This is a genomic window from Embleya sp. NPDC059237 (assembly GCF_042754105.1).
GTDB lineage: Bacteria > Actinomycetota > Actinomycetes > Streptomycetales > Streptomycetaceae > Embleya.
The window spans coordinates 634017-659613 of record NZ_JBHZAE010000003.1; the positions used below are offsets into that span (position 1 = coordinate 634017).

Sequence of the window (25597 nt, forward strand, 5' to 3'; positions counted from 1 at the left end):
CACGCAGCCGTGCCCACGCGCCATGACATCCGCAACGTCGCCATCGTCGCCCACGTCGACCACGGCAAGACCACCCTCGTCGACGCCATGCTGAAGCAGGCGGGCACGTTCAGTGCCCACCACCAGATGGACGACCGGGTGATGGACTCCAATGACCTGGAGCGCGAGAAGGGCATCACCATTCTCGCGAAGAACACCGCCGTCGCCTATCACCCCAAGGACGGTGGCCCCACGGTCACCATCAACATCATCGACACGCCCGGCCACGCCGACTTCGGCGGAGAGGTGGAGCGCGGCCTGTCGATGGTGGACGGTGTCGTGCTGCTCGTCGACGCGTCGGAGGGACCGCTCCCGCAGACGCGCTTCGTGCTCCGCAAGGCGCTCGCGGCGAAGATGCCGGTCATCCTGTGCATCAACAAGGTCGACCGTCCCGACTCGCGCATCTCCGAGGTCGTCGACGAGACCTACGAGCTGTTCATGGACCTGGACGCCACCGAGGAGCAGATCGAGTTCCCCATCGTCTACGCGTGCGCGCGAGACGGTGTGGCCACGCTCGTGCGCCCCGCCGACGGCACCGTGCCGACCGACAGCGACAGCCTGGAGCCGTTCTTCCAGGCCATCCTCGACTCCATCCCCGCCCCGGAGTACGAGGAGGGCGCGCCGCTCCAGGCCCACGTGACCAACCTGGACGCGTCCAACTTCCTCGGCCGCATCGCGCTGTGCCGCGTGCACCAGGGCACCATCCGCAAGGGCCAGCAGGCCGCGTGGTGCCGGCACGACGGCACCATCGAGCGGGTGAAGATCACCGAGCTGCTGATGACCGACCAGCTCGAGCGCAAGCCCGCCGAGGAGGCCGGCCCCGGCGACATCATCGCCATCGCCGGCATCCCGGACATCATGATCGGCGACACCATCGCCGACCCCGAGGACCCGCGTCCGCTGCCGTTGATCACGGTGGACGAGCCCGCGATCTCGATGACCATCGGCACCAACACCTCGCCGCTGGTCGGCAAGGGGGGCAAGGGCCACAAGGTCACCGCCCGCCTGGTGAAGGACCGCCTGGAGCGCGAGCTGGTCGGCAACGTGTCGCTGCGCGTGCTGCCCACCGAGCGCCCCGACACGTGGGAGGTCCAGGGCCGCGGCGAGCTGGCGCTGGCGATCCTGGTGGAGACCATGCGCCGGGAGGGCTTCGAGCTCACCGTCGGCAAGCCGCAGGTGGTCACCCGCGAGGTGGGCGGCAAGGTCCACGAGCCGGTCGAGCGGCTGACCATCGACTCGCCCGAGGAGTACCTCGGCGCGATCACCCAGCTCCTGGCGTCCCGCAAGGGCCGCATGGAGACGATGACCAACCACGGCACCGGCTGGATCCGGATGGAGTTCGTGGTGCCCGCCCGCGGCCTGATCGGGTTCCGTACCGAGTTCCTCACGGACACCCGCGGCACCGGCATCGCGCACAGCGTGCACGAGGGCTACGAGCCTTGGTTCGGCGAGATTCGGACCCGCAACAACGGCTCCCTGGTGGCCGACCGCGCCGGTGTCGCGACGCCGTTCGCGATGATGAACCTGCAAGAACGCGGCCAGATGTTCGTCGAGCCGACCACCGAGGTGTACGAGGGCATGATCGTCGGCGAGAACTCGCGCGCCGACGACATGGACGTCAACATCACCAAGGAGAAGAAGCTCACGAACATGCGCTCGTCGACCTCCGACGAGACCGAGAAGCTGATCCCGCCGCGCAAGCTGTCGCTGGAGCAGGCCCTCGAGTTCTGCCGTGAGGACGAGTGCATCGAGGTGACCCCGGAGACCGTGCGCATCCGCAAGGTCGTCCTCGATCAGAAGGAGCGGGGCCGCTCGGCCTCGCGTGCCAAGCGCTGATCACACGAAGGACGCCGTTCGGCGACCCGAAACGAGCCGGTGACCTGCGGTCGAACCCGCAGGTCACCGGCTTTTCGCATGCTGAGACCAACTCGATATCTTTGCCCGGTTATATTCGTTATGTTTCCAATGCGATTAACATTTTCGAGCAAAAATCGATCAGATTCGAAACTTCTAACAAACCTAAATGACGAATATCTTTCGCTCTCGGGTTTAGTATGACTGTCCTCTTGACGACACGGTAATTGGGTTGCGAGAGTCCGTGCGGCCACCAAACCAAACGGAATCCGGTCGCACTCGACCGCGACTCGGGGGTATTTGCAGTCATGACCATGCAACCCCAGCTGGTCCCGGAGGCGGGAGGATCCCCGAATCCGGGAACGCCCGACTCACCGCTCTCCGAAGCGGGGGTCGCGGCGGCACCGCAAGAGGTGGTCGGGCGATCGCCCGGCCAGCTCGCCTGGCGGCGTTTCCGCAAGGATCGCAGCGGCGTCATATCCGCGTCGATCGTGATTTTCTTTTTCTTGATCGCTTTCGCTGCGCCATTGATCGAAAAGCTGTACGGAAAGGACCCGTACACACGTTACGGGCAGATCCACCCGGGCCTGCTCAACGAGGTCGGCGCGCCCATCGCGCCCAACGGCGGCATCTCGGGCGAGCACTGGTTCGGCATCGAACCCGCGGTCGGTCGGGACGTGCTGATGCAGCTCGTGTACGGGATCCGTACCTCGCTGCTGCTCGCCGTGGTCGTGGTGATCATCGTGACGGTGGTCGGCACCGTCCTGGGCATCACCGCCGGATACCTCGGCGGCAAGGTGGACTACGTGATCAGCCGGGTGATCGACACCCTGCTGGCGATGCCCTCGCAGTTGTTCTTCATCGCGTTCACCCCGATCGTGCTCGCGCTGTTCGTCAGCGAGCGCGAGACGACACCGACGATGCTCCGGGCGACGGCCCTGATCATCGTGCTGTCGTTGTTCGGCTGGACCCGGATCGCCCGCATCCTGCGGGGCCAGGTGCTGTCGATGCGCGAACGCGAGTACATCGAGGCGGCGAAGGTCAGCGGGGCGGGATCCGGGCGGATCATCTTCAAGGAACTCCTGCCCAACCTGTGGACCCCGATCCTGATCGTCGCCACGCTCGACCTGCCGACATACGTGACCACCGAGGCGGCGCTGTCCTTCCTCGGGGTCGGCATGACCGAACCCACCCCGGACTGGGGTCGGATGATCAACAAGGGTTTCGAAGGCATGCAGAGCGACGTCACCTACCTGGCCTTCCCGGCCATCGCGATGGTGATCTTCGTCCTCGCCTTCAACCTCCTCGGCGATTCGGTACGCGACGCGCTCGACCCCAAGTCGAACCGATGACCGGCCGGGGTCCACGCGCGGGCCGATCGTGCCCGTCGTGACCCCGGAGCCTGCGCAACCGCTCCTGCGTACGTCCCACCGCCGCGGCACCTGGGCCCGGTGAACGGTTTCTTGGATGAGGGGATCACATGACATCGACGGGGAAGCGCCGATTCGTCGCGCTGTTCGCGGTAGGGGCCCTCGCGGCCTCGGCCTCCGCGTGCAGCAGCGGCGGCGGAGACAAGAAGGACAACACGGCGAAACCCTCCGCCAAGACGGCGTCCGTCGTGATCGGCACCGCAGCCGACTCGAAGGGCCCGGCGGCCGAGGTACCGGGCGCCAAGAAGGGCGGCGTGGCCGGCGTCCTCAACCGCACCGGCTTCTCGCACCTGGACCCGGGTCGCGCCTACGTCAGCAACCTGATGACGGTGTCCGAGCTGATCTCGCGCCGGCTGACCACCTACAAGCGCGAGGGTGACAAGACCACCCTCGTCGGTGACCTGGCGACCGACACCGGCACCACCACCGACGGTGGCAAGACCTGGAAGTACACGCTCAAGGACAACCTGAAGTACGAGGACGGCACGCCGATCGTGGCCGCCGACGTCAAGTACGGCGTCGAGCGCATGTTCAACAAGGCGTGGAACGAGGGTCCGGTCTGGATCCAGGGCTGGCTGACCGGCTCGGACAAGTACTGGGAGACCTACCCCGGTCCGTACGACGGCGCCGAGCTGCCGAACGACAAGATCGAGGTTCCGGACGCGAAGACGATCATCTTCCATCTGGCCTCGCCGCAGGGCGACTTCCCCTTCGCCGCCGCGATGGGCACCACCGCTCCGATGCCCAAGTCGAAGGACACCAAGGAGCAGATCGACACCAAGCCGTTCGCCAGCGGCCCGTACAAGATCACCACGCACGAGCCGGACAAGCAGCTGATCCTGGACAAGAACCCGAACTGGGACCCGGCCAGCGACTCGGTGCGCCACCAGTACGTGGACCAGTTCAAGTTCGAGATGGGCATCCCGGGCGCGACGCAGTTCCAGCGGCTGACCGCCGCGGCCGGCAGCGACGCCGCCGCGTTCACCCTGAACGAGCGTCCCGACGCCAACTTCGCCCAGCAGATCGCCACCGACCCGGCGCTGAAGAACCGGGTCACGGACGGCATCGGCCCGTACGCGAACCGGTTCGACATCAACAACCTGCGGATCACCGACGTCAACGTCCGCAAGGCGATGGCGATCGCGTTCCCGCGCCAGTCCGCGCGACTGGCCGAGGGTGGCCCGACCGCGGGCGACTTCTCCACCACCATCGCCTCGCCCACCCAGCTGGGCTACGCGCCGTACAAGAGCCTGTTCGACGGTCTGCCGCCGGACGGCGACCAGGCCAAGGCCAAGCAGATGCTGGAGGCCGCGGGCAAGGTCGGCCAGAAGGTCGTGCTGTGCATCAACACGACCAAGGTCCAGCAGGAGCGCGCGCTGCCGATCATGGACATGCTCGGCAAGGCCGGCTTCCAGATGGAGCGCAAGGAGATCTCCGACAAGGAGTACTACGACGTCATCGGCAAGCTCGACACGCCGTGTGACCTCTACTGGGCGGGCTGGGGAGCGGACTGGCCGACCGGCTCGACCGTCTACACCCCGGTGTACGACAGCCGCCAGGTGCTCGACAACGGCCAGAACTACGCCAAGTACAAGAACCCGGCCGTGGACGCGGAGATCGACCGCATCCTGAAGATCACCGACACCAACGCGCAGGCCGTCGAGTGGATGAAGCTCGACGAGAAGATCATGCAGGACGTGCCGTCCATCCCGTACATCTACCAGCGTCACCGCCTGGTGTACGGCCCGCAGATCGGCGGCGCCGCGCTCAACTCCAAGGGCGCGATCGACCTGAACAACATCTTCATCAAGTAGCCGTCAGGCCCGTCGGCGGTCGATCCGCCCGTCGGTCGGTCGGTCCCGGGAGTCGCGCATGCGACTCCCGGGACCGACCGGTCCGACCGGATCGATCGCCGGGGGCACATCGCGGAGGAAGACCGGCCTCATGCTTCGATTCCTGGTCCGGCGGCTGCTCGGCGTAGCGGCGATCCTGCTTGTCGTCAGCCTCATCACGTTCTACCTGTTCTTCGCCGCCTCCGGCGAGGACTCGGTCGTGCGCCTGTCGTGTGGCAAGAACTGCACGCCAGAGATGCGCGAGACGGTCCGGCACAACCTCGGCCTGACCAAACCGCTCCTGGAGCAGTATTGGATCTTCATATCCGGGATCTTCGCCGGCCGTAACATCGGTGAGAAAACCTGCAACTTCCCGTGTCTGGGCTACTCGTTCGCCAACAACCAGAACGTCGCGCACACGGTGGCGGACCGCTTCCCGACCACGGTGTCGCTGGCCATCGGCGCGGTCGTGCTGTTCATGACGCTGGGTATCGGTCTGGGCATCCTGGCCGCGATGCGGCGGGGCAAGAAGACCGACAAGGTCGCCACGGGCTTTGCGTTGCTCAGCGGTTCGGCACCGATCTACGTGCTCGGGCCCCTGTTCATCTATCTCTTCGTCCAGCAGTTGGGCTGGATGGATCGACCGCAGTATCACCAGTTCACCGACGATCCGTTCGAATGGGCGTCGGGACTGCTGTTGCCGTGGATCTGTCTGATGACCATCCACATGGCCATGTACGTCCGCCTCACCAGATCCACGATGGTGGACGTGTTGTCCGAGGACTACGTACGAACACTCAAGGCCAAGGGCCTGTCCGGACGCAGCGTGTACATCAAACACGCCTTCCGGGGCGCGCTCAGCCCGATCGTCACCGTGCTCGGCGTGGACATCGGCGTGCTGATGAGCGGCACGATCATCACCGAGAGCACCTTCAGCCTGCACGGCATCGGCATGCTCGCGGTCACCTCGGTGACCGACTCCGACCTGCCGATGATGATGGGCGTGGTGGTCATCGCGGCCAGCTTCACGATGCTCGCGAATCTCGTGGTGGACCTGTTGTACGCCGTCATCGATCCACGGGTCCGGCTCTCGTGAGAGGGCGGCGTCCGATGAGTCAGCGTCACCGTCCACCAGCCGCAGGGGCCGAGGAGCAGGGCATGGCCGCGAGTACCGATACCACCGCCGATCAGCCGACCGGCAAGGCCGAGACCGCCGGGAAGGCGGGGGCGTCCGCCCGCGCCGACGGCACCGACGCGTTCTTGTCGGTGCGCGATCTGCGGGTGCACTTCTCCACCGACGACGGCGTGGTCAAGGCCGTGGACGGGTTGTCCTTCGACGTCGAGAAGGGCCGCACGCTCGGCATCGTCGGCGAGTCCGGCTCGGGCAAGTCGGTGTCCTCGTTGACCATCCTGGGGCTGCACAACCGGGAGAAGACGAAGATCGAGGGCGAGATCCGGTTCGACGGCCGCGAGCTGATCACCATGCCGGAGCGCAAGCTGCGCGACCTGCGCGGGAGGCGGATCTCGATGATCTTCCAGGACCCGCTCACCGCGCTGTCGCCGTTCTACACGGTGGGCGAGCAGATCGCCGAGTCCTATCGGCGGCACCTGGGTGCCAATCGCAGCGACGCGCACGCGCGGGCGATCGAGATGCTGGACCGCGTCGGCATCCCGAATCCCAAGACCCGGGTGAACGACTACCCGCACCACTTCTCCGGCGGCATGCGCCAGCGCGCGATGATCGCGATGTCGCTGGTGTGCGACCCGGACCTGCTGATCGCCGACGAGCCGACGACCGCGCTCGACGTGACGGTCCAGGCGCAGATCCTGGATCTGCTCCGCGACCTCCAGGACGAGTTCGGCACCGCGATCCTGTTCATCACCCACGACCTCGGCGTGATTGCCCAGATGGCGCACGACGTGCTGGTGATGTACGCGGGACGCAGCGTGGAGAAGGGCACCGTGCGCGAGGTGCTGAAGAATCCGCGGCACCCGTACACGTGGGGGCTGCTGTCCTCGATGCCCAATCTCTCCGGTGACGTCGACATTCCGCTGCGGCCGGTGCGCGGTACGCCGCCGAGCCTGCTGGCGCCGCCGTCGGGTTGTCCCTTCCATCCGCGGTGCGACTACGCCGACGTGGTGGGGGGCGAGCGGTGCCGGACCGAGCCGCCGGTCCTGGCGCTGTCCGAGGGGCGCGGGTCGGCCTGTCACCTGAGCGCCGAGGACAAGCAGCGGATCTTCATCGACGACGTCCGCCCGCTGCTCGGTTGATCGCCGAGGCTCGGCCGACGGCAGAAAGCAGGAGAACGACGATGACCGAGACGATCAGCGAGACCCCGGCGCCGGCTCCGGACCCCGCGCCGAAGTCGCCCGGCGAACCGCTGCTCGACGTACGGGGGCTGGTCAAGTACTTCCCCGTCAAGGGCGGCGGCCTGGTCCGTCGCAAGATGCTCAACGTGCGTGCGGTGGACGGGATCGACCTGTCCGTGGCGGCGGGGGAGAGCGTGGGCCTGGTCGGCGAGTCCGGGTGTGGCAAGTCCACCACCGGTCGGCTGATCAGCCGGTTGCTCGAGCCCACCGGCGGCACGATCCACTACGACGGCAACGACATCACGCACGCGACCCGCAAGCAGATCGCCCCGATCCGCAGCCAGATCCAGATGATCTTCCAGGACCCGTACTCGTCGCTGAACCCGCGTCAGACGGTCGGCGCGATCGTGAGTTCGCCGATGGAGGTCAACGGGATCAACCCCGAGGGTGGCCGGAAAAAGCGGGTGCAGGAGCTGTTGGAACGTGTCGGTCTCAACCCCGAGCACTACAACCGTTTCCCGCACGAGTTCTCCGGTGGCCAGCGGCAGCGGATCGGGATCGCCCGCGCGCTCGCGCTCCAGCCGCGGTTGATCGTGGCCGACGAGCCGGTGTCCGCGCTCGACGTGTCCATCCAGGCGCAGGTGGTCAACCTGCTCCAGGGCCTGCAGCGGGACATGGGCATCGCGTTCGTGTTCATCGCGCACGACCTCGCGGTGGTCCGGCACTTCTCCCAGCGGGTGGCGGTGATGTACCTCGGCAAGATCGTCGAGATCGCCGACCGCACGTCGCTGTACGCGAACCCGCACCACCCGTACACGCACACGCTGCTCGCCGCGGTGCCGGAGACGGACCCGGACAAGAGCGGAAACCGGACACGGGTACACGCCTTCGGCGACATGCCCAGTCCGATCAACCCGCCGTCCGGCTGCCGCTTCCGGACCCGCTGCCCCAAGGCGCAGGACGTGTGCGCGAACGAGGAGCCCCCGCTGATCGGGATCGACACGTTGCTCGCGGGCCACCGGGTGGCGTGCCACTTCCCCGGTCCGCTGGAGGCGACCGCCAAGGCGGAGGAGACGATGCCCGAGGAGCGGATCGAGGCGGCGCTGGAGGCCGGCATCACGACCGACCCGGAGTAACGACGCATCGCCGTGACGGCGAATCGTCATACCGCACCCGAGAACGGGATGCCACCGATTTGGTGACATCCCGTTTTTCGTGCTTTCCTGCAGGTCAGCTACGCGCGTTGAACCCGATACGACCAGTCGGTCCGCGCCGTCTCGGCCGAGCGAGTACCGTCACGCTCCGTAGCGTTTCTCGCTTTGTGAGACGAGGTAGGGGCGTCTTATGGGTGTTCGTTCATCGGACTGTATGCTCCGGGCAGCGGTACATGGTGTCCGTTTGATACGGCTTCGTTACTGGTCTCATATGTCTGGGTTTCGAGATTGATCACGGATTTACGTGATCAAACTGAAACCTGCAGGGGATTGGTCACGGCCAATCGGTGACGGATAGTGGATCCGCTTGTGCTCGGAACCTGGTCACGCGCTCGGGGGCGCCGACTCTACGAGCAGCTGTGACGGATGCTTCCCGCTCGGGTGGCCCCGTTGCACTTCACTTCGGTAGTGATTCCATGAGGAGGCAACCCATGCGCGGAACAACGCGCGTGAAGTGGGTCGTCGGTGTGGCCGTTCTGGGCCTGGCCGCGACTGCGTGTGGCAGCAGCAGCGACGACAAGAAGGACGACAAGGGCGGCGGCGGTGGCAGCAACGGCCTGCCCGCCGGCTACTACTCGGCCTACAGCACCGACCCGCAGAACGGGATCCAGCCGGCGAACTCGAACGAGACGGGTGGGTTCTACGCCCTCCAGCTCATGTTCCGCGGCCTCTACACGTACGACTCCAAGACCGGCCAGCCCGTGCCGGCCATGGCGCAGTCGGTGGACAGCACCGACTCGACCAACTACACCGTGAAGATCAAGCCGGGGTGGACCTTCCACAACGGCGAGCCGGTGACCGCGAAGTCGTACGTCGACGCCTGGAACTGGGGCGCGCTCTCCACGAGCAAGCAGATCAACGCGAGCTGGTTCTCGCTGATCGAGGGCTACGACGCGGTGCACCCGAAGGACGGTGCGCCGACCGCCAAGGAGATGACCGGTCTCAAGCTCGTGGACGACAACACGTTCACGATCAAGCTGACCCAGCCGGTCTCGTCCTTCAAGTCGCGCCTGGGCTACGTGGTCTACGCGCCGCTGCCGCAGGAGTTCTACAAGGACCCCGAGAAGTACGGCAACGCGCCGATCGGCAACGGTCCGTTCCAGCTGGACACCGCCAACGGCGGCTGGGACCACAAGAAGTCGATCACCGTGAAGCGGTACGACAAGTACGCCGGTGACGACAAGGCGAAGTCGGCCGGTGTGCGACTGAGCGTCTACACCACGTACGACGCCGGTTACACCGCGCTGCGCGACAACAAGCTCGACGTGATCGACCAGATCCCGACGTCGGCGGTCGGCAGCTACAAGAAGGACCTGGGCGAGCGCGCCATCGAGGCGCCGCAGTTCTCGATCCAGAAGATCGCCTTCCCGCTGTACGACGCCGCCTGGGGTGCCCCGGGCAAGGAGAAGGTCCGTCAGGGCATCTCCATGGCGATCGACCGCGCGAGCATCGTCAAGGCGCTGTACAAGGGTGCCGAGCAGCCCGCGACCGACTGGCTGGCCCCGAACATCCCGGGTTACAGCAAGGACATCACGGGTGACCTGACCAAGTACGACCCGGTCAAGGCCAAGCAGCTGATCGAGGCCGGTGGCGGCATCCCCGGTGGCAAGTTCACCATCGCCACCAACGCGGACGGCCCGCACAAGGAATGGGTCACCGCGGTCTGCAACAGCATCAACGAGTCGCTGAAGACTCAGGCCTGCGAGCCGAAGCTGTACCCCGAGTTCAGCGTGGCGCGCAAGGACATCTCCGGTCACAAGATGACCGGCGCCTACCGCACCGGCTGGAAGGCCGACTACCCGTTCCCGGACAACTTCCTGGCGGACGTCTACTTCACCGGTGCCGCGTCCAACGACTCCGGCTACTCGAGCCCGGCGTTCGACGACCTGGCCAAGCGCGCCATGGCCGCCTCGGACCAGACCGAGGGCGTCAACCTGTGGAAGCAGGCCGAGCAGCAGATGGCGAAGGACGTTCCGTCCATCCCGCTGTGGTACTACGTGACCAAGGCCGGCTCCTCGACCAAGGTCTCCAACGTCCAGTTCGACCCGTACGGCAACCCGGTCTTCACCGAGGTCACCGTCAAGTAAGTGATCGGGACATGACCCGGCACTGACCACGGTCCGGCCGCACCCTCGACAGGTGCGGCCGGATCTTGCCGGTGGCGGGCCGGGCCGGCGACGTGCGATCCACGTGCCGGCCTCTGGTCCGATCTCTCGCTTCGGGCCGACGACGACAGCAGGAGGCTGGCATGGGGCGATATGTCGTACGGCGGCTGCTCCAGATGATCCCGGTGTTCATCGGGACCACGTTCTTGATTTATTACATGGTGTACCAGCTGGGTGGCGACCCCATCTCGGCCATGTTCGGCGACAAGGGTGCCGACCCTGTCTTCGTGCGCCTGAAGCGGGAAGAGTTCCACCTGAACGACCCGCTGATCGTGCAGTACTGGTACTACATCACCGACCTGCTCCAGGGTAATTTCGGGACCAGCTTCAACGGTCGTCCCGTGTCCGAGGAGCTGAAGCGGGCCTTCCCGGTGTCGATCCGACTCGCCATGATCGCGTTCGCGATCGAGGTCGTCGTCGGTGTCGGCCTGGGCCTGATCTCGGGCCTGCGCCGCGGCAAGCTCGCGGACACCCTGGTCCTCGCGGGCACGCTCGTGGTCATCTCGATCCCGGTCTTCGTGCTCGGCACCATCGCGCAGTTCTGGCTCGGCAGCGAGTGGGGCATCTTCGAGGCCACCGCGACCGTGGGCGACGCGACCTGGAGCCAATTGCTCCTGCCCGGCATCGTGCTCGGTTCGCTCTCGCTGGCCTTCGTCGCCCGACTGACCCGGACCAGCGTCGCGGAGAACATGCGCGCCGACTATGTCCGCACGGCGACCGCCAAGGGCCTGCCCCGGCGCCGCGTGGTCACCCGGCACCTGCTGCGCAACTCGCTCATCCCCGTCGTGACCTTCCTCGGTGCCGACCTCGGCGCGTTGATGGCCGGCGCGATCGTGACCGAGGGCATCTTCAACGTCGACGGTGTCGGCCGCCTGATCTACCTCGCGGTCACCAAGCACGAGAGCTCGACAGTGGTCGGCGCGGTGGCGGCACTGGTGATGATCTATCTGGTCATGAACCTGATCGTCGACCTGCTGTACGCCGTCCTGGACCCGAGGATCCGGTATGCCTGACATGAACAAGCAGCAGCGCGAACAGCTGCCCACCGGCAGCGACGAGCAGGCCCAGTTCGGTTCGATCGAGAATCCGGGCCTGATGCTGGCGGACGAAGAGGGCGTGACCATCGAGAAGCGCGGCGCGTACTCGGCGCCGGACGTGCAGGGACCGCAGGACAAGCCGCGCGGCGCGTGGGCGGAGGCGTGGCGCGAGTTGCGGCACAGCCCCGGCTTCTACGTGTCGGGCGTGCTGCTGCTCTTCCTGGTGTTCATGGCGTTCTTCCCCGGTGTGTTCACCGACATCGACCCCCGGCACTGCCCGATCCTCGACACCAACAAGGACCCCTCGGGAGACCACTGGTTCGGGACCAACGTGCAGGGGTGCGACGTGTACGCGCGCACCGTCTACGGTGCCCGTGCCTCGATCATCGTGGGTGTCGCGACGACCGCGGTGATCGTGATCGTCGGCGGTCTGGTCGGCGCGCTCTCCGGCTACTTCGGCGGCTGGCTCGACTCGATCCTGGCCCGGGTCACCGACATCTTCTTCGGCATCCCGCTGCTGCTCGGCGCGCTGGTGTTCATGAGCGCGTTCAAGGACCGCACCGTGTGGACCGTGGTGATGGCGCTCGGCATCTTCGGTTGGATGCAGATCGCGCGCATCATGCGTGGTTCGGTGATCACCGTGAAGAAGTCCGACTATGTGGTGGCCGCCAAGGCGCTCGGCGCCGGCACCGGCCGCATCCTGAGTCGGCACGTGCTGCCCAACGCGGTCGCCCCGGTGATCGTGGTCGCGACCATCTCGCTCGGTACCTTCATCGCCACCGAGGCGACGCTGTCGTTCCTCGGTATCGGGCTGCCGCCCACCGAGATCTCGTGGGGTGCGGACATCAGCTCGGCGACCACCGCGCTGCGCGACTCGCCGTACCAGCTGATCTTCCCGTCGATCTTCCTGTCGGTCACGGTGTTCAGCTTCATTCTGCTCGGCGACGCGGTGCGCGACGCCCTCGACCCGAAGCTCCGCTGAGGGAGGGGACAGACAAGTGACGACGATCGACACGAAGAACAAGCCCGAGGGACCGGGCTCGGCAGCCACCGCGCCGCTGCTCGAAGTGGACAACCTGCACGTCGAGTTCCGCACCCGCGACGGTGTGGCCAAGGCGATCAACGGTGTCTCGTACGACGTCAGCGCCGGCGAGACGCTCGCCGTGCTCGGCGAGTCCGGATCGGGCAAGTCGGTGACCGCGCAGACGATCATGGGCATCCTGGACATGCCGCCGGGGCACATCACCGGCGGCGAGATCCGGTTCCACGGCAAGGACATGCTCAAGATGTCCAAGGAGGAGCGCCGGAAGATCCGCGGCCAGAAGATCTCGATGATCTTCCAGGACGCGCTCTCCGCGCTCAACCCGGTGTATTCGGTCGGCTTCCAGCTGGCCGAGATGTTCACCGTGCACCGCGGCATGTCCCGCAAGGACGCCAAGCTCAAGGCGATCGACCTGATGGATCAGGTGCGCATCCCGGCGGCCAAGGATCGGGTGAACGACTACCCGCACCAGTTCTCCGGCGGTATGCGCCAGCGCATCATGATCGCCATGGCGCTCGCGCTCGACCCCGAGCTGATCATCGCGGACGAGCCGACCACCGCACTCGACGTGACCGTCCAGGCGCAGGTCATGGACCTGCTCGCGGAGTTGCAGCGCGAGCGGAACATGGGTCTGATCCTGATCACCCACGACCTCGGCGTGGTCGCCGACGTCGCGGACAAGATCGCGGTCATGTACGCGGGCCGGATCGTCGAGCAGGCACCGGTGCGGGAGCTGTACCGCCAGCCCACGCACCCGTACACCAAGGGTCTGCTGGAGTCGATCCCGCGCCTGGACCACAAGGGTCGCGAGCTGTACGCGATCAAGGGTCTGCCGCCGAACCTGATGCGTATCCCGTCCGGTTGCGCGTTCAACCCGCGCTGCCCGTACGCGCAGGACATCTGTCGCAGCGACGTTCCGCCGCTGCACGAGATCTCGGCCGGTCGGGGCAGCGCGTGCCACTTCTGGGAGACCGTGATGGAGGGAGAAGTCCGTGGCTGAGTCCTCGAACGGCGCGACCGCCGCCGATGTGCGCAAGGCCGTTCAGCCGGTGGCCAGTGGCGAGCCGATCCTTCAGGTGCGGGGGCTGGTCAAGCACTTCCCGATCACCCAGGGCATCCTCTTCCAGAAGAAGATCGGCGCGGTCAAGGCCGTCGACGGCGTCACCTTCGACCTGATGAAGGGCGAGACGCTGGGCCTGGTCGGCGAGTCGGGTTGTGGCAAGTCCACGGTGGCCCGACTGCTGATGAACCTGGAGTCGATCACCAAGGGCAGCGTCCTGTACAAGGGCGAGGACCTGGCGAAGTTGTCGGGGCGCGCGCTCAAGGCGGTGCGCCGCAACATCCAGATGGTCTTCCAGGACCCGTACACCTCGCTGAACCCGAGGATGACGGTCGCCGACATCGTCGGCGAGCCGTACGACATCCACCCGGAGGTCGCCCCCCGTGGCGACCGCAAGCGGCGGGTGCAGGAACTGCTCGACCTGGTCGGGCTGAACCCGGAGCACATCAACCGGTATCCGCACCAGTTCTCCGGCGGCCAGCGCCAGCGCATCGGGATCGCCCGGGGCCTCGCGCTCAACCCGGAGATCATCATCGCGGACGAGCCGGTCTCCGCGCTGGACGTGTCGGTGCAGGCGCAGGTGGTCAACCTGCTGGAGAAGCTGCAGAACGAACTGGGTCTGTCGTACCTGTTCATCGCGCACGACCTGTCCGTGGTGCGGCACATCTCGGACCGGGTCGCGGTGATGTACCTGGGCCGGATCGCCGAGATCGGCACCGACGCGCAGATCTACGACCACCCGACGCACCCGTACACCCAGGCGCTGCTGTCGGCGGTGCCGGTGCCGGACCCGGACGGGCGCGAGCACCGCGAGCGGATCATCCTCACCGGTGACGTGCCGTCGCCGGCGAACCCGCCGTCGGGCTGCCGGTTCCGCACCCGGTGCTGGAAGGCGCAGGACATCTGCGCCGAGCAGGAGCCGCTGCTGCAGATCCGCACCGGCCTGGACGGACTGGCCGCGCACGACAGCGCGTGCCACTTCGCCGAGGAGAAGGACATCGTCGGCGCGGCCTGAACCGCGCGCCGACCCACGACGCCCGCCGTTCCCGATTCGGGGACGGCGGGCGTCGTCGTGTGCGGCGGGTGTCAGTCGCTCGCGGGGTGGGCGAGCGAGCGGTGCAGGAACTCGACCTGGAACAGCAGCAGGTTCTCCGCGACCTGCTCCTGCGGGGTCATGTGGGTGACCCCGGACAGCGGCAGTACCTCGTGCGGATAGCCGGCCGCGAGCAGCGCGCTGCTCAGCCGCAGCGTGTGCGCGGCGACCACGTTGTCGTCGGCGAGGCCGTGCACCAGCATCAGCGCCCGTCGGGTCGACGCCACCTCGCCCAGCTCGGAGCCGGACACCAGTGAACTGCGCCGGTACGCCTCGACCTGCTCGGCGGGCATGCCGTAGTAGCGCTCGGTGTAGTGCGTGTCGTAGAGCGCCATGTCGGTCACCGGCGCGCCGGCGACCGCCGCGTGGAACACGTCGGGGCGGCGCAGCACGGCGAGCGCGGCCAGGTAGCCGCCGTAGGACCAGCCGCGGATGCCCACCCGCGTGGTGTCCAGCCACGGCCGCTCGGCGGCGACCGCCTCCAGGGCGTCCACCTGGTCCTGGAGGCTGATCGGGCCGAGGTCGAGGTGGACCGACTTCTCCCACTCGGGGGAGTGGCCCGGGGTGCCCCGGCCGTCGGCGACCAGCACCGCGAAGCCCTGGTCGGCGAACCACTGCGAGGTCAGGTGCGGGTTGCGCGCGGCGAGCACGCGCGGGCCGTGCGGGCCGCCGTACGGGTCCATCAGGATCGGCAGCCGCTCGCCGGACGCGGGGTCGAACCCGGTCGGCAGGATCAGCGCGCACGGGATGCCGCGGGCGCCGGCGCGGAGCAGTTCGACCCGGGGGGTGAGCACCGGGGTGGCCGCGTGCGAGGTGACCGTGGCGATCTCGGCGCCGCCGCGCAGCACCGCGACCCGGGTGCCGAAGCGCTCCGGCGTGGCGGAGACCAGGACCGTGGTGTCGCCGGCGCGCACCGCGGTGTGCACGCCGGGTTCGGCGCTCACCCGGGTGACCCCGTCGGGGGCGACCCGGTAGACGTGGATCTCGCCGATCTCGGGCGCGCTCGCGTCGGTGCCGGCCGACGCGGTGATCAGCACGTCCTCGTCGGCCACGTCCAGGATCGAGCGCACGAACAGGCGCCGGTCGGTCAGCTCCTTGTCGGCGACCACCACACGCCGCGCACCGTCGGCGTCGACCAGGCGGACCAGCCGGCCGTCGGGCGTCCACGCGGGCACGCCCGGAACCAGGTCGATCCACACGTCGTCGTGCTCGCGGTGCAGCTCGCGGGTGGTCCCGGCGGCGACGTCGACGGCGAGGGTGAGCAGCACCTTCTGGTCGCGCGGTTGCAGGCTCAGGAGCGGGTCGCCGCCGGCCGACCAGTGCACGCTCGCCAGGTAGGGGTAGGCGTCGTGGTCCCAGGTCAGCTCGGTCCGGGCACCGTCGAGGCCGATCAGCCACGCGGTGACCTCGGCGTTGGCGGTGCCGGCCGCCGGGTAGGCCACCTCGCTCGGCGCCGCGGCCGGGTTGGCCGGGTCGCTGATCCACCAGCGGTCCACGGGCGCGTTGTCCACGCGTGCGGCGATCAGCGCGGAGCCGTCGGGGGCCCACCAGTAGCCCCGGAAGCGGTTCATCTCCTCGGCGGCGATGAACTCGGCGAGGCCCCAGGTGACGTCGTCGCCGTCGGGCTCGGCGAGCGCACGATCGCCCGAGCCGTCGGCGGCCACCACCCGCAGCGTGCCGGCGGACACGTAGGCGATCCACTCGCCGGTGGGCGAGGGGCGCGGGTCGATCACCGGACCGGGCACGGCCAGCTCGCGCGGCGCCTCGCCGGCGGACAGGGACACGGCGAACAGTCGACCCGAAAGGGTGAATACCGCCAGATCCCCGGCATTGTCGAGCGCGTAGCCGACGATGCCGGCCGCCCCCTCGCGACTGCGCTCGCGCCGGGCCCGCTCCTCGGCGGACAGGTCCTCGGCCGCGCCGCCGAGCAGCGTCGCGGGGTCGGCCACCAGGCGCTCGTCGCCGGTGTCCGGATCCAGGATCCACAGACAGGTGGTGGAGTCGTCGGCGGCTTTGGACCGCAGGAATGTGATCCGGCCGTCGGCGAAGCCGAAGCTGCGTGGAGCGCCTTGGGTGAAGCGCTGCGTGCGGGCGTATTGCCGGGGAAATGTGATCTCCGAGCTCATGTGCCACAGCGTACGGGGACGTACGCACACGGGGAGGGGAGACCGGGGAGAGTGCGGACAGCCGTACGAACACCACCTCGCGCCCGCTGAACGAGTGAACGCGACTCGTGACCGTTGGCTTACAGTCTGTGTGTAGACATGTCCCTTTGGGCCCACAGGCCGGCTTCCCCGAGCACGAACTGCGGGTCCCTGCGCACAGGAGGTGCGTGACTGTGGTGGTGTCTGTCTCCGCCGTGCTGCTGCTCGGTGTCACCGTCGTCTTCTTCGTCCGGAAGTCGTCGCTCAAGCCGATGCACGCGATCATCTGCGCCCTGCTCGGCTTCTATCTCTCCGCGACGTCGATGGCCCCCTCGATCCGCGACGCGGGCACGAGCTTCGCGGGAGTGGTGAACGGGATTCATTTCTGAGGGTGCCGTTCGAGCGGGAGCCGCGTCGGCGTGGGGCCGTGAGGTCGCTGCCGGGTCGGCTGTGGGCCGGGGTTTGTAGGCTGGTCTGTCATGACCAATCGATGGCTGGCCAATACCGGTGGCACCCGAGGGCCCGAATACGCCGAGCGGTTTCGCCGGCTCGCGGCCGAGGGGCGTGACCTGCACGGCGAGGCCCGGTTCTGCCACGACCTGCTCCCCGAGCCCGCCCGCGTCCTCGACGCGGGATGCGGCACCGGGCGGGTGGCGATCGAGCTGGCCCGGCAGGGCCACGAGGTGGTCGGCGTCGACCTGGACGCGTCGATGCTGGCCGAGGCCGAGGCGGCGGCGCCCGGTCTGACCTGGGTGCTCGACGATCTGGCCGACCTGGACCCGCTGCAGCTCGGCGGGCGCGGCAGCTTCGACCTGGTCGTGGCCGCGGGCAACGTGATGATCTTCCTGACCCCCGGCAGCGAGGCCGAGGTGGTGCGCGCGCTGGCCGCGATGTTGCGCCCGGGCGGGATCCTGGTCAGCGGATTCAGCCTCGCGGGCGGCCCGGACGGGGTCGGGGCCACGATTACCGCCGCCGAGTACGAGGACGCGTGCGCGGCGGCCGGCCTGGTGCGCCGCACCCGCTACGCCGGATGGGACCGCGAGCCCTGGGTGCCCGGCGGCGACTACCTGGTCGCGGTGCACGCGGCGCCGCCCGGGCGCGGGACCTGAACGGGCGGTCCCGGGGGTGTCCGCGGGCGCGCGTAGGCTGTCGCGCATGACCGAACGCACTACCGAGAGCCCGCTGCGACTGCTGCTCGTCCATGCCCACCCGGACGACGAAGTGATCAACAACGGCGCGTCCATGGCGCGGTACGCGGCCGAGGGTGTGCACGTCACGCTCGTCACCTGCACTCTCGGCGAGGAGGGCGAGATCCTGGTGCCCGAGCTGGCCCATCTGGCGGCCGACCGCGAGGACGGTCTCGGGGCGCACCGGATGACCGAGATCGCCGACTCGATGAAGGCGCTGGGCATTTCCGACCAGCGGTTCCTCGGCGGTCCGGGTCGCTACCGCGACTCCGGGATGATGGGTGTGCCGAGCAACGCGCGGCCCGACTGCTTCTGGCAGGCCGACGTGGAGGAGGCCGCCGCGCACCTGGTGCCGGTGATCCGCGAGGTGCGGCCGCAGGTGCTCGCCACCTACGACGAGCGCGGCGGCTACGGCCACCCCGACCACATCCAGGCCCACCGGGTGGCGCTGCGCGCGGCCGAGTTGGCCGCCGACCCGACCCACGCCGAGGGCGAGGGCGAGTCGTGGACGATCGCGAAGATCTACTACAACGTGATGCCCCGGTCGATCCTCAAGGCCGGCATCGAGCGCATGATCGAGGCCGGGCAGGACGTACCGTTCACCGCGGTCGAGGTGGACGAGTTGCCGTTCGCGGTCGACGACGACCAGGTCACCACGGCGGTGGACGCGGGTGCCCACTTGGAGGCCAAGTTCGAGGCGCTGCGCGCCTATCCCACCCAGGTCTCGGTGGAGGACGGCTTCTTCGCGCTGTCCAACAACATCGGCCAGAGCATCATGGCGGTCGAGCACTATCGACTGGTCCGCGGCGACCTCGGGCCCACCGGCCCGGACGGCCGCGAGGACGACCTGTTCGCCGGACTGCGCCCGTAAGGTAGCCCTCGTGCCAGAGAAAGCCGGCCGCGTCGCGGCATACGTCGTGCTGTTCCTGCTCGGCGTGGTGATCGCCTTCATCGGGGCGTTCACCCAGGCGGCCTACCCGCCCGCCGGGTTGATCGTCGCGCTCGCGGGCAGCGGCGGCCTGTTCGTCGCCGGCGGCTCGCTGCTGAAGGCCAAGGCCGGGGCCGCGGTGCCGGTCGGTGCCTGGATGCTCACCGTGTTGTGGCTGGCGAGTTGGACCAAGCCGGAGGGCGACTGGATCTTCGTCAGCGGCTTCCTCTCGTACATCTACCTCCTGGGTGGCACCATCTTCGGTGTTGCCGCCGCCACTTACCCCTGGGGCGGTATCAAACCCGTCCTTCTTTCGGGTGAATCGGTGAAGACGCGGACGAGGTGAACCCCTTGCGCAGCCATGCTTGCCGACGGCGCGTGCCGGGAGGCACGCGACGGTGCGGGGTAACGGTGTGGCAGGAGCGCAGTATTGTGTGTGCCGAGGTGCGGTACGTGTCATGCCCTGTCCATGGGGCCGTCGCGACCGACTCCTCCGGCCCGTCGTACCGGGCAACCTCGGTGGCCGAGTTCGCCCACGTGCCTTCGGCGGGGAGCACCAGATCCCTCGAAGGCCGTGTCACGACCCGCACGCGGCGGGTGTCAACGCACCGCCGTCGCACTTTCCCGGATACCGTCCGATCCCGGGCGGGGGCGGCCGTGCGCCGCCACGCAACCTTCAGCTGTCGGAGAGCTCGTTCTTCGTGAGTAACGACCAGCCCCCCACGCCCGACGACCCGGGCGCGCAGCCGCGCCGCGACGATCACGATGGTGATCCGCATCCGTTCTTCGGACGCGGGCGGCCGTCGTCGGCGGCGCCCGCCGCCCGCGAGCGATCCGCCGCGCCCGCGTCGTCTCCGCATCCGTCTCCCGATCCGTTCGGGGACGACGACGAGTTCGCGTCGTGGTTCGACGACGAACCGCCCCGGCCCGCGCCCGTCGCGGGGCCGCCGGGAGGTTCGTCGTGGCCCAGCGCGGACGACGATGTGCCGCCCGTCGCGCAGCCGCCCCGGCAGCCGGCCGCGCCGCCGCCGGGACCGGGCGGCCTGCCGCAGCGGGTCCCAGGCGCCTCCGGAGCCAGGAGCCTGACCACCGAGGGCACCGGTGCGCCCGGACCCGTGCCGTTCGCGGACGCGCCGGCCACGCCGTATGTGCCGGGACAGCCCGGACCGGCGCCGGCGCACGAGCCACAACGGCCGCTACCGCCGAACACCGGCTACGGCGTCGCGGGCGAACACGGCGCGGGAGCGTCGGGGCCGGGCCCGGACGAGGTCGGCCGCACCGGCGGCCGGCCGGTCGTACACCCGATCGATCCGGGCGCCTCGGATGCGGCCCGGTCGGCGCCCGAGGGCGGCGCGCTGCCGAACCGGGTGGGTCGGCGTCGGTTGATCGCCGGCTTCGGCACGCCGGAGGCCGGCCCCGCGCCGACCCCGCCGGCCGGGAGCGGCACGGACGCGGAAATGCCCGCAGACGCGGGTGATTCGGGCGACCAGACGATGACCACCCGGGTCAGCATCAAGATCCCGGGATCGCGGCCGATCCCGCCGGTGGTGCTGCGCGGTCAGGCCCCGCTGCCCTCGCAGGAGGCACCGCGGTGGACCCTGGACGGCGACTCGGACGGCCCGTACGAATACCGCACGATGCAGGAACAGGACGCCGCCGACCACGGGTTCCCGCAGTACGGCACGACCGACGCGGCCGGGACCGCCGCGGAGCACCCGGTCGGCGCCGAGGAGCGGACCGACGAGGCGCGCCCGGCCCCGGCCCCGCCCCGGCGGCGCAGGCCGAAGGCGCTGATTGCGTGCGCGGCCGGGATCGCGGTCCTCGGTGGGGTGTACGGCGTGTCGCTGGCCTACGCCGGCGGCGGGGTGCCGCGCGGCACCTCGGTGCTCGGCGTCAACATCGGCGGCCAGTCCCGCGACGAGGCGGTGCGTACGCTCGAACAAAAGCTCGGCGACCGCACCACCAAGCCGATAATGCTCGACCTCGGCGGCAAGGAACTGCGGCTGGAACCGGCCGCGTCCGGGCTGCTCCTGGACGCGCGCGCGACCGTCAGCGAGGCGAGCAAGGGCGGGATGAACCCGCTCACCTCGGTGCCCGCGATGTTCGGCAAGACCCGGGAGACGCAGCCGCGCACCGTGGTGGACCCGGTCAAGCTGGGCGCCGCGCTGGAAGCGCTGGCCGCCGAGGCCGGCGGTGCGCAGGTCGACGGCGGGATCTCGTTCGCAAGCGGCCAGGCCACCGCGGTGCCGCCGGCCAAGGGCAAGGTGTTGGACACCCCCGCCGCGATCAAGCTGGTCGAGGCGGCCTTCCTGCACGGCGGCGGTCCGGTCGCGTTGCCGACCAAGGCCGCCGATCCCAAGGTCACCCAGGCCGAAGTGGACCGGGCGATGCGCGAGTTCGCGGTGCCCGCGATGTCGGGGCCGGTGACCCTGACGGCCGGTACCAAGTCCTTCAAGCTGAACCCGCCGGCGCTGGCCAAGTACCTGACCATGGTCCCGGACGCCGCCGGGAAGTTGCAGCCCAGGATCGACGCGAACGGTCTCCAGGAGGAGTTGGGCCAGACCTTCTCCTCGGTCGGCGAGAAACCGAAGAACGCCACGTTCAAGGTGGAGGGCAAGCTCACGGCCGGCGCCAAGGTCACCGTCGTGCCGTCCGTGTCCGGCAAGGGCGTCTCCGGCGCCACGGCGGCCGACGCGGTGTTGTCCGTGTTGACCAAGTCCGGCGCGGCGCGCACCGCGAAGGTCAACCTCGGCCCGGTCGAGCCCGCGCTGACCACGGAGGCGGCGAACAAGCTGGGCATCACCGAGGTGATGTCGACCTACACCACGAACTACCCGTACGCCGCGTACCGGTTGACCAACATCCACCGGGCCGCCGATCTGATCACCGGATCGGTGATCAAGCCGGGCGACACCTGGAGCCTGAACAAGACGGTCGGCGAGCGCACCGCGGAGAACGGCTTCGCCAAGGGCACGATCATCAACAACGGGCGCTTCCAGACCGACTTCGGCGGCGGCGTCTCGCAGGTGGCCACGACCACGTTCAACGCGGTGTTCTTCGCCGGGCTCAAGGACGTGATGCACCGCCCGCACAGCTTCTGGATCGACCGCTACCCGCCCGGTCGCGAGGCCACGGTGGCCTGGCCGTCGCTGGACCTGAAGTTCCAGAACGACTCCGGGAAGAACGTCTACCTGGAGTCCACGTACACCGATTCCACGGTGACCGTGACGCTGTTCGGCACCCGCAAGTACGACGACATCAAGGCCGAGCCCGGCACCAAGTACGACGTGGTCAAGCCCAAGTCGGTGGTGGACAAGTCGGCGGGCTGCGTGGAGCAGGCCGCGTCGGACGGGTTCAAGATCGACGTGACCCGGGTGTTCATCCAGGGCGGCAAGGAAACCGCCCGGGAGAAGTTCCACACCAAGTACGACCCGGCCGACAAGATCACCTGTGACAAGTCCGGCGGCGCGGGCGAGGGCGAGGGTCAGGGCCGCACGGCCGACTCACCCCCGCCGGGCGCACTGCCGGTACGGATGTCGGACGACTAGCGGCTGCCGAGGCGGCGGACGCACGAGGCGGGGCCGGATCGCAACTACAGGCGATCCGGCCCCGCCTTCGCCGTGTCGGCCCGGCCCCGCGACGCCCTCGCCTCACGGCCCGGCGCGGCCCACGTCCCGTGACAGGTCGAGGGCCAGGAACCGGTCGACGTGTGCCAACGCCTCGAAGCGTGCCCCCGGCGCCACCTTCTCGTCGCGGGCCAGCTCGACCAGGAGCCGGATCGCCGTGCGGGTGTCCAGGTCGGCGTCGAGCGCGGCGTGGATCGGCCCGATCGCCGCGGCCGGCATCGGCGCGGACGGGGACTCGGCGCACGTGGCGGTCCGGGCGCGCAGTTCGGCGAGGACGGCCGTCGCGTCGGCCGCCCCGTGATACCCGGCGTGGTCCGCGCGCAGCGGCTCGTCGGCGGCCAGCGAGAGCAGGATCAGCCGCAGCACGAGCGGATCCTCGGGGTGCGGGACCGGCCGGCGAGGCGCGGCGTCGACCACCGCCGCCGGATGCAACACGTGCACCCGGGCGCGCGGCCCCTCGTCCCCGTCCTCGCCGAAGTACAGGTCGATCGCGCCGTCGGGCTGCCCCGTGGCGGGCAGCGGCATGTTGTACCGGCCGTAGCCCGCGGCGTCCGCCACTTGCGCGCGATAGGGCAGGTGGTGGACGGTCACGGTCAGGTGGTGTCGGCCGGCGACCCGGCGGAAGGTGTCGGCGATGATCGCCGCGCGCAGCGAACGGCTCGGGTAGGCCACCCGCACCCGCCTGCCGATCGAGGTGGTCACGAGTTCGGACTTGCCGGTCTGGGAGTCGGTCAGTCGCACCATGGCGGCCACGCTAGTCCCGGGAGCGGGCGGGGGCGGCGGTTCGCGGGGGTTGGACACGGTGAGGTCCGGACGGGCGCGCCGGTTCCGCGGCCGGGGTGCGGCGCCCATGACATCTGTCATGCCCTGATCAGGAGGTTTCCCACTTCGCCGGCCGCGGGTGGTCGGCCAGGCTGGGGGCATGACGATCACGGCTGGGAAACAGACGACCGCGCCGGCCGTCGCGCTCGGCGGGGTGAGCAAGTGCTTCGGTGAACTGCGCGCCGTGGACGGGCTCGACCTCGAACTGCGCCAAGGGGAGACCGTCGCGCTGCTCGGGCCCAACGGTGCCGGCAAGTCGACCACGCTCGACCTGTTGCTCGGGCTGAGCCGGCCCACCGAGGGCACGGTCGCGCTGTTCGGCGGCGATCCGCGCGACGCGATCCGGCGCGGTCAAGTCGGCGCGATGTTGCAGACCGGTGGCCTGATGCCGGACGTGACCGTCGGCGAGATGATCGGCCTGGCCCGCGACCTGCATCCGCGCCCGCTGCCGCGTGCGGACGTGCTGCGTCGCGCCGGCATCGAGGACCTGGTCGACAAGAACGTCGACAAGCTCTCCGGTGGCCAGGCCCAGCGGGTGCGCTTCGCGATGGCGATCGCGGGTGAGGTGGACCTGATCGTCCTGGACGAGCCCACCACCGGGATGGACGTGGACAGCCGGCAGCGGTTTTGGGTCAGCATGCGCGAGCAGGCCGAACTGGGCCGCACCGTGTTGTTCGCGACGCACTACCTGGAGGAGGCGGACAACGTCGCCGACCGGGTGCTCGTGCTGCACCGGGGGCGGTTGCTCGCCGACGCCAGCGCCGCGCAGATCAAGGCCCGGGCCGGGCTGCGCCGGATCGCGTTCGACCTGGACCGGGCGGTCGAGCAGGACGAGGCCGTGCTGCGCGCGCTGCCCGGCATCGCGCACATCGAACTGAGCGGCCACACCGTGCGCATCCGCAGCGGCGACGCCGACGAGACGGTGGCCGCGATCTACGCCGCCGGCCTGCGTCCGCGCGGCCTGGAGGTCGCCGGTCTCGGTCTGGAGCAGGCGTTCCTGGCGATCACCCAGCAGGCGGACGAGGCGGAAGGAAAGGGCATCCCGGCATGAGGACGTTGATGAGACTCGAAGTGCTGAGGATGTTGCGCAACCGGCGCTACCTGCTCTTCACGCTGGCGTATCCGGTCGCGATGTACCTGATCTTCGGCAGCCAGTCGGGAGACGTGGACGGCACCGACGTGTCCGCGTACGTGATGGTGTCGATGGCCTCGTTCGGCGCGGTCGGCGCGGTGCTCAGCGCCGGTGTGCAGCGGATCGCGGCGGAGCGGCAGAGCGGCTGGACCCGGCAGTTGCGGCTGACCACGCTCACCGGGCGGCAGTACGTGATCTCCAAGCTCGTCTCGGCGGCGGTGGTCGGCCTGCCCGCGATCGTGCTCGTGCTGGGCACCGGCTTCCTGCGCGGGGTGCGGCTGGACGCGTGGCAGTGGGGCGTGATCGTGATCGCGCTGTGGTTCGGCTCGTTCGTGTTCGCCGTGCTCGGGATCGGGCTCGGCTACCTCGTCGCCCCCGACTCCGCGCAGCCGCTGTTCATGCTGGTCTACCTGGGCATGGCGGTGCTGGGTGGCATGTGGGTCCCGCTGAGCGGGTTTCCGCAGGTCCTCCAGGACATCGGCCACGTGATGCCGACGTATCGCTACGGGCAACTGGGCTGGGAGGTACTGGCCGGGCATCGGCCCCGCGTCGCCGACGTGGTGGTGCTCGCCGTGTACCTGGTCGCGTTCACCGCGCTGGCCGCCTGGCGCTACCGTCGCGACGAGCAGAAGGTGGCGGCCTGAGCCGGGGCCGCTCGCCCGACGGGACGGTCCCGAGGCGT

The 25597-nt window shown here is 69.0% G+C and carries 20 protein-coding genes; 18 read left to right on the top strand and 2 right to left on the bottom strand.

Annotation, left to right across the window (positions count from 1 at the left end):
- Positions 1 to 9: 9 nt before the first annotated feature.
- The 11 genes from typA to ACFXKZ_RS13520 all read left to right on the top strand — a co-directional run bounded on the left by typA (position 10) and on the right by ACFXKZ_RS13520 (position 14998).
- Positions 10 to 1875, top strand: a complete 1866-nt coding sequence (typA, locus tag ACFXKZ_RS13470; RefSeq protein ID WP_380000026.1) for a translational GTPase TypA — start codon at positions 10 to 12, stop codon at positions 1873 to 1875.
- Positions 1876 to 2201: 326 nt separating this feature from the next.
- Positions 2202 to 3245 (top strand): ABC transporter permease, encoded by a 1044-nt coding sequence (locus ACFXKZ_RS13475; RefSeq protein ID WP_379999716.1) that lies wholly within the window; start codon positions 2202 to 2204, stop codon positions 3243 to 3245.
- A gap of 128 nt (positions 3246 to 3373) precedes the next feature.
- A complete protein-coding gene (locus ACFXKZ_RS13480) occupies positions 3374 to 5137 on the top strand; it encodes an ABC transporter substrate-binding protein (protein WP_379999718.1) in 1764 nt (587 codons plus the stop codon).
- Positions 5138 to 5267: 130 nt separating this feature from the next.
- Positions 5268 to 6251: an ABC transporter permease gene (locus tag ACFXKZ_RS13485; protein ID WP_379999720.1), complete on the top strand. Its 984-nt coding sequence runs from the start codon at positions 5268 to 5270 to the stop codon at positions 6249 to 6251.
- A gap of 62 nt (positions 6252 to 6313) precedes the next feature.
- Positions 6314 to 7426 (top strand): ABC transporter ATP-binding protein, encoded by a 1113-nt coding sequence (locus tag ACFXKZ_RS13490; protein ID WP_379999722.1) that lies wholly within the window; start codon positions 6314 to 6316, stop codon positions 7424 to 7426.
- A gap of 41 nt (positions 7427 to 7467) precedes the next feature.
- Positions 7468 to 8601, top strand: coding sequence for an ABC transporter ATP-binding protein (locus tag ACFXKZ_RS13495; RefSeq protein ID WP_379999724.1), 1134 nt, complete (start codon positions 7468 to 7470; stop codon positions 8599 to 8601).
- A gap of 509 nt (positions 8602 to 9110) precedes the next feature.
- Positions 9111 to 10766 (top strand): ABC transporter substrate-binding protein, encoded by a 1656-nt coding sequence (locus ACFXKZ_RS13500; protein ID WP_379999726.1) that lies wholly within the window; start codon positions 9111 to 9113, stop codon positions 10764 to 10766.
- A 161-nt stretch (positions 10767 to 10927) separates the two neighbouring features.
- Positions 10928 to 11857, top strand: coding sequence for an ABC transporter permease (locus ACFXKZ_RS13505; protein ID WP_379999728.1), 930 nt, complete (start codon positions 10928 to 10930; stop codon positions 11855 to 11857).
- Complete coding sequence (locus ACFXKZ_RS13510; RefSeq protein WP_379999730.1) at positions 11850 to 12863, top strand: ABC transporter permease; 1014 nt, start codon at positions 11850 to 11852, stop codon at positions 12861 to 12863. The genes ACFXKZ_RS13505 and ACFXKZ_RS13510 overlap by 8 nt, the downstream gene beginning before the upstream one ends.
- A 16-nt stretch (positions 12864 to 12879) precedes the next feature.
- Positions 12880 to 13923, top strand: a complete 1044-nt coding sequence (locus ACFXKZ_RS13515; RefSeq protein WP_379999732.1) for an ABC transporter ATP-binding protein — start codon at positions 12880 to 12882, stop codon at positions 13921 to 13923.
- Positions 13916 to 14998 carry an ABC transporter ATP-binding protein gene (locus tag ACFXKZ_RS13520; protein WP_379999734.1) on the top strand — a complete coding sequence of 361 codons (1083 nt, stop codon included), beginning with the start codon at positions 13916 to 13918 and terminating at the stop codon, positions 14996 to 14998. The genes ACFXKZ_RS13515 and ACFXKZ_RS13520 overlap by 8 nt, the downstream gene beginning before the upstream one ends.
- A 71-nt stretch (positions 14999 to 15069) precedes the next feature.
- Here the strand turns inward: ACFXKZ_RS13520 and ACFXKZ_RS13525 are convergent, their stop codons facing one another.
- Entirely contained in the window at positions 15070 to 17202 is a 2133-nt protein-coding gene (locus tag ACFXKZ_RS13525) for a prolyl oligopeptidase family serine peptidase (RefSeq protein ID WP_379999736.1), read from the bottom strand.
- 212 nt (positions 17203 to 17414) lie between these two features.
- Between ACFXKZ_RS13525 and ACFXKZ_RS13530 the strand changes: the two genes are divergently transcribed.
- The 5 genes from ACFXKZ_RS13530 to ACFXKZ_RS13550 all read left to right on the top strand — a co-directional run bounded on the left by ACFXKZ_RS13530 (position 17415) and on the right by ACFXKZ_RS13550 (position 22883).
- Positions 17415 to 17609, top strand: a complete 195-nt coding sequence (locus tag ACFXKZ_RS13530) for a DUF2304 domain-containing protein (RefSeq protein WP_380000028.1) — start codon at positions 17415 to 17417, stop codon at positions 17607 to 17609.
- Between the two features lie 90 nt (positions 17610 to 17699).
- Positions 17700 to 18329, top strand: a complete 630-nt coding sequence (locus tag ACFXKZ_RS13535; protein WP_379999738.1) for a class I SAM-dependent methyltransferase — start codon at positions 17700 to 17702, stop codon at positions 18327 to 18329.
- A gap of 46 nt (positions 18330 to 18375) precedes the next feature.
- Positions 18376 to 19278 (top strand): N-acetyl-1-D-myo-inositol-2-amino-2-deoxy-alpha-D-glucopyranoside deacetylase, encoded by a 903-nt coding sequence (gene mshB, locus ACFXKZ_RS13540; protein WP_379999740.1) that lies wholly within the window; start codon positions 18376 to 18378, stop codon positions 19276 to 19278.
- A 10-nt stretch (positions 19279 to 19288) separates the two neighbouring features.
- Positions 19289 to 19681, top strand: coding sequence for a DUF6113 family protein (locus ACFXKZ_RS13545; RefSeq protein ID WP_379999742.1), 393 nt, complete (start codon positions 19289 to 19291; stop codon positions 19679 to 19681).
- A 355-nt stretch (positions 19682 to 20036) separates the two neighbouring features.
- The gene (locus ACFXKZ_RS13550) at positions 20037 to 22883 is read left to right on the top strand and encodes a VanW family protein (protein WP_379999744.1); all 2847 of its coding nucleotides are present in this window, start codon (positions 20037 to 20039) and stop codon (positions 22881 to 22883) included.
- Positions 22884 to 22985: 102 nt separating this feature from the next.
- Here ACFXKZ_RS13550 and ACFXKZ_RS13555 read toward each other — a convergent pair whose 3' ends face one another.
- Positions 22986 to 23705, bottom strand: coding sequence for a hypothetical protein (locus ACFXKZ_RS13555; RefSeq protein WP_379999746.1), 720 nt, complete (start codon positions 23703 to 23705; stop codon positions 22986 to 22988).
- Positions 23706 to 23883: 178 nt separating this feature from the next.
- Between ACFXKZ_RS13555 and ACFXKZ_RS13560 the strand changes: the two genes are divergently transcribed.
- Together ACFXKZ_RS13560 and ACFXKZ_RS13565 are read left to right on the top strand one after the other, a co-directional pair.
- Positions 23884 to 24834, top strand: coding sequence for an ABC transporter ATP-binding protein (locus tag ACFXKZ_RS13560; protein WP_379999748.1), 951 nt, complete (start codon positions 23884 to 23886; stop codon positions 24832 to 24834).
- 8 nt (positions 24835 to 24842) lie between these two features.
- Complete coding sequence (locus ACFXKZ_RS13565) at positions 24843 to 25559, top strand: ABC transporter permease (protein WP_379999750.1); 717 nt, start codon at positions 24843 to 24845, stop codon at positions 25557 to 25559.
- Positions 25560 to 25597: the final 38 nt, after the last annotated feature.

Coding starts and splice junctions, on each gene's coding strand:
- ACFXKZ_RS13510 (WP_379999730.1), top strand. CDS start 11,850: ATGCCTGACATGAACAAGCAGCAGCGCGAACAGCTGCCCACCGGCAGC.
- ACFXKZ_RS13485 (WP_379999720.1), top strand. CDS start 5,268: ATGCTTCGATTCCTGGTCCGGCGGCTGCTCGGCGTAGCGGCGATCCTG.
- mshB (WP_379999740.1), top strand. CDS start 18,376: ATGACCGAACGCACTACCGAGAGCCCGCTGCGACTGCTGCTCGTCCAT.
- ACFXKZ_RS13480 (WP_379999718.1), top strand. CDS start 3,374: ATGACATCGACGGGGAAGCGCCGATTCGTCGCGCTGTTCGCGGTAGGG.
- ACFXKZ_RS13560 (WP_379999748.1), top strand. CDS start 23,884: ATGACGATCACGGCTGGGAAACAGACGACCGCGCCGGCCGTCGCGCTC.
- ACFXKZ_RS13490 (WP_379999722.1), top strand. CDS start 6,314: ATGGCCGCGAGTACCGATACCACCGCCGATCAGCCGACCGGCAAGGCC.
- ACFXKZ_RS13565 (WP_379999750.1), top strand. CDS start 24,843: ATGAGACTCGAAGTGCTGAGGATGTTGCGCAACCGGCGCTACCTGCTC.
- ACFXKZ_RS13505 (WP_379999728.1), top strand. CDS start 10,928: ATGGGGCGATATGTCGTACGGCGGCTGCTCCAGATGATCCCGGTGTTC.
- ACFXKZ_RS13495 (WP_379999724.1), top strand. CDS start 7,468: ATGACCGAGACGATCAGCGAGACCCCGGCGCCGGCTCCGGACCCCGCG.
- ACFXKZ_RS13525 (WP_379999736.1), bottom strand. CDS start 17,202: ATGAGCTCGGAGATCACATTTCCCCGGCAATACGCCCGCACGCAGCGC.
- ACFXKZ_RS13500 (WP_379999726.1), top strand. CDS start 9,111: ATGCGCGGAACAACGCGCGTGAAGTGGGTCGTCGGTGTGGCCGTTCTG.
- ACFXKZ_RS13535 (WP_379999738.1), top strand. CDS start 17,700: ATGACCAATCGATGGCTGGCCAATACCGGTGGCACCCGAGGGCCCGAA.
- ACFXKZ_RS13555 (WP_379999746.1), bottom strand. CDS start 23,705: ATGGTGCGACTGACCGACTCCCAGACCGGCAAGTCCGAACTCGTGACC.
- ACFXKZ_RS13475 (WP_379999716.1), top strand. CDS start 2,202: ATGACCATGCAACCCCAGCTGGTCCCGGAGGCGGGAGGATCCCCGAAT.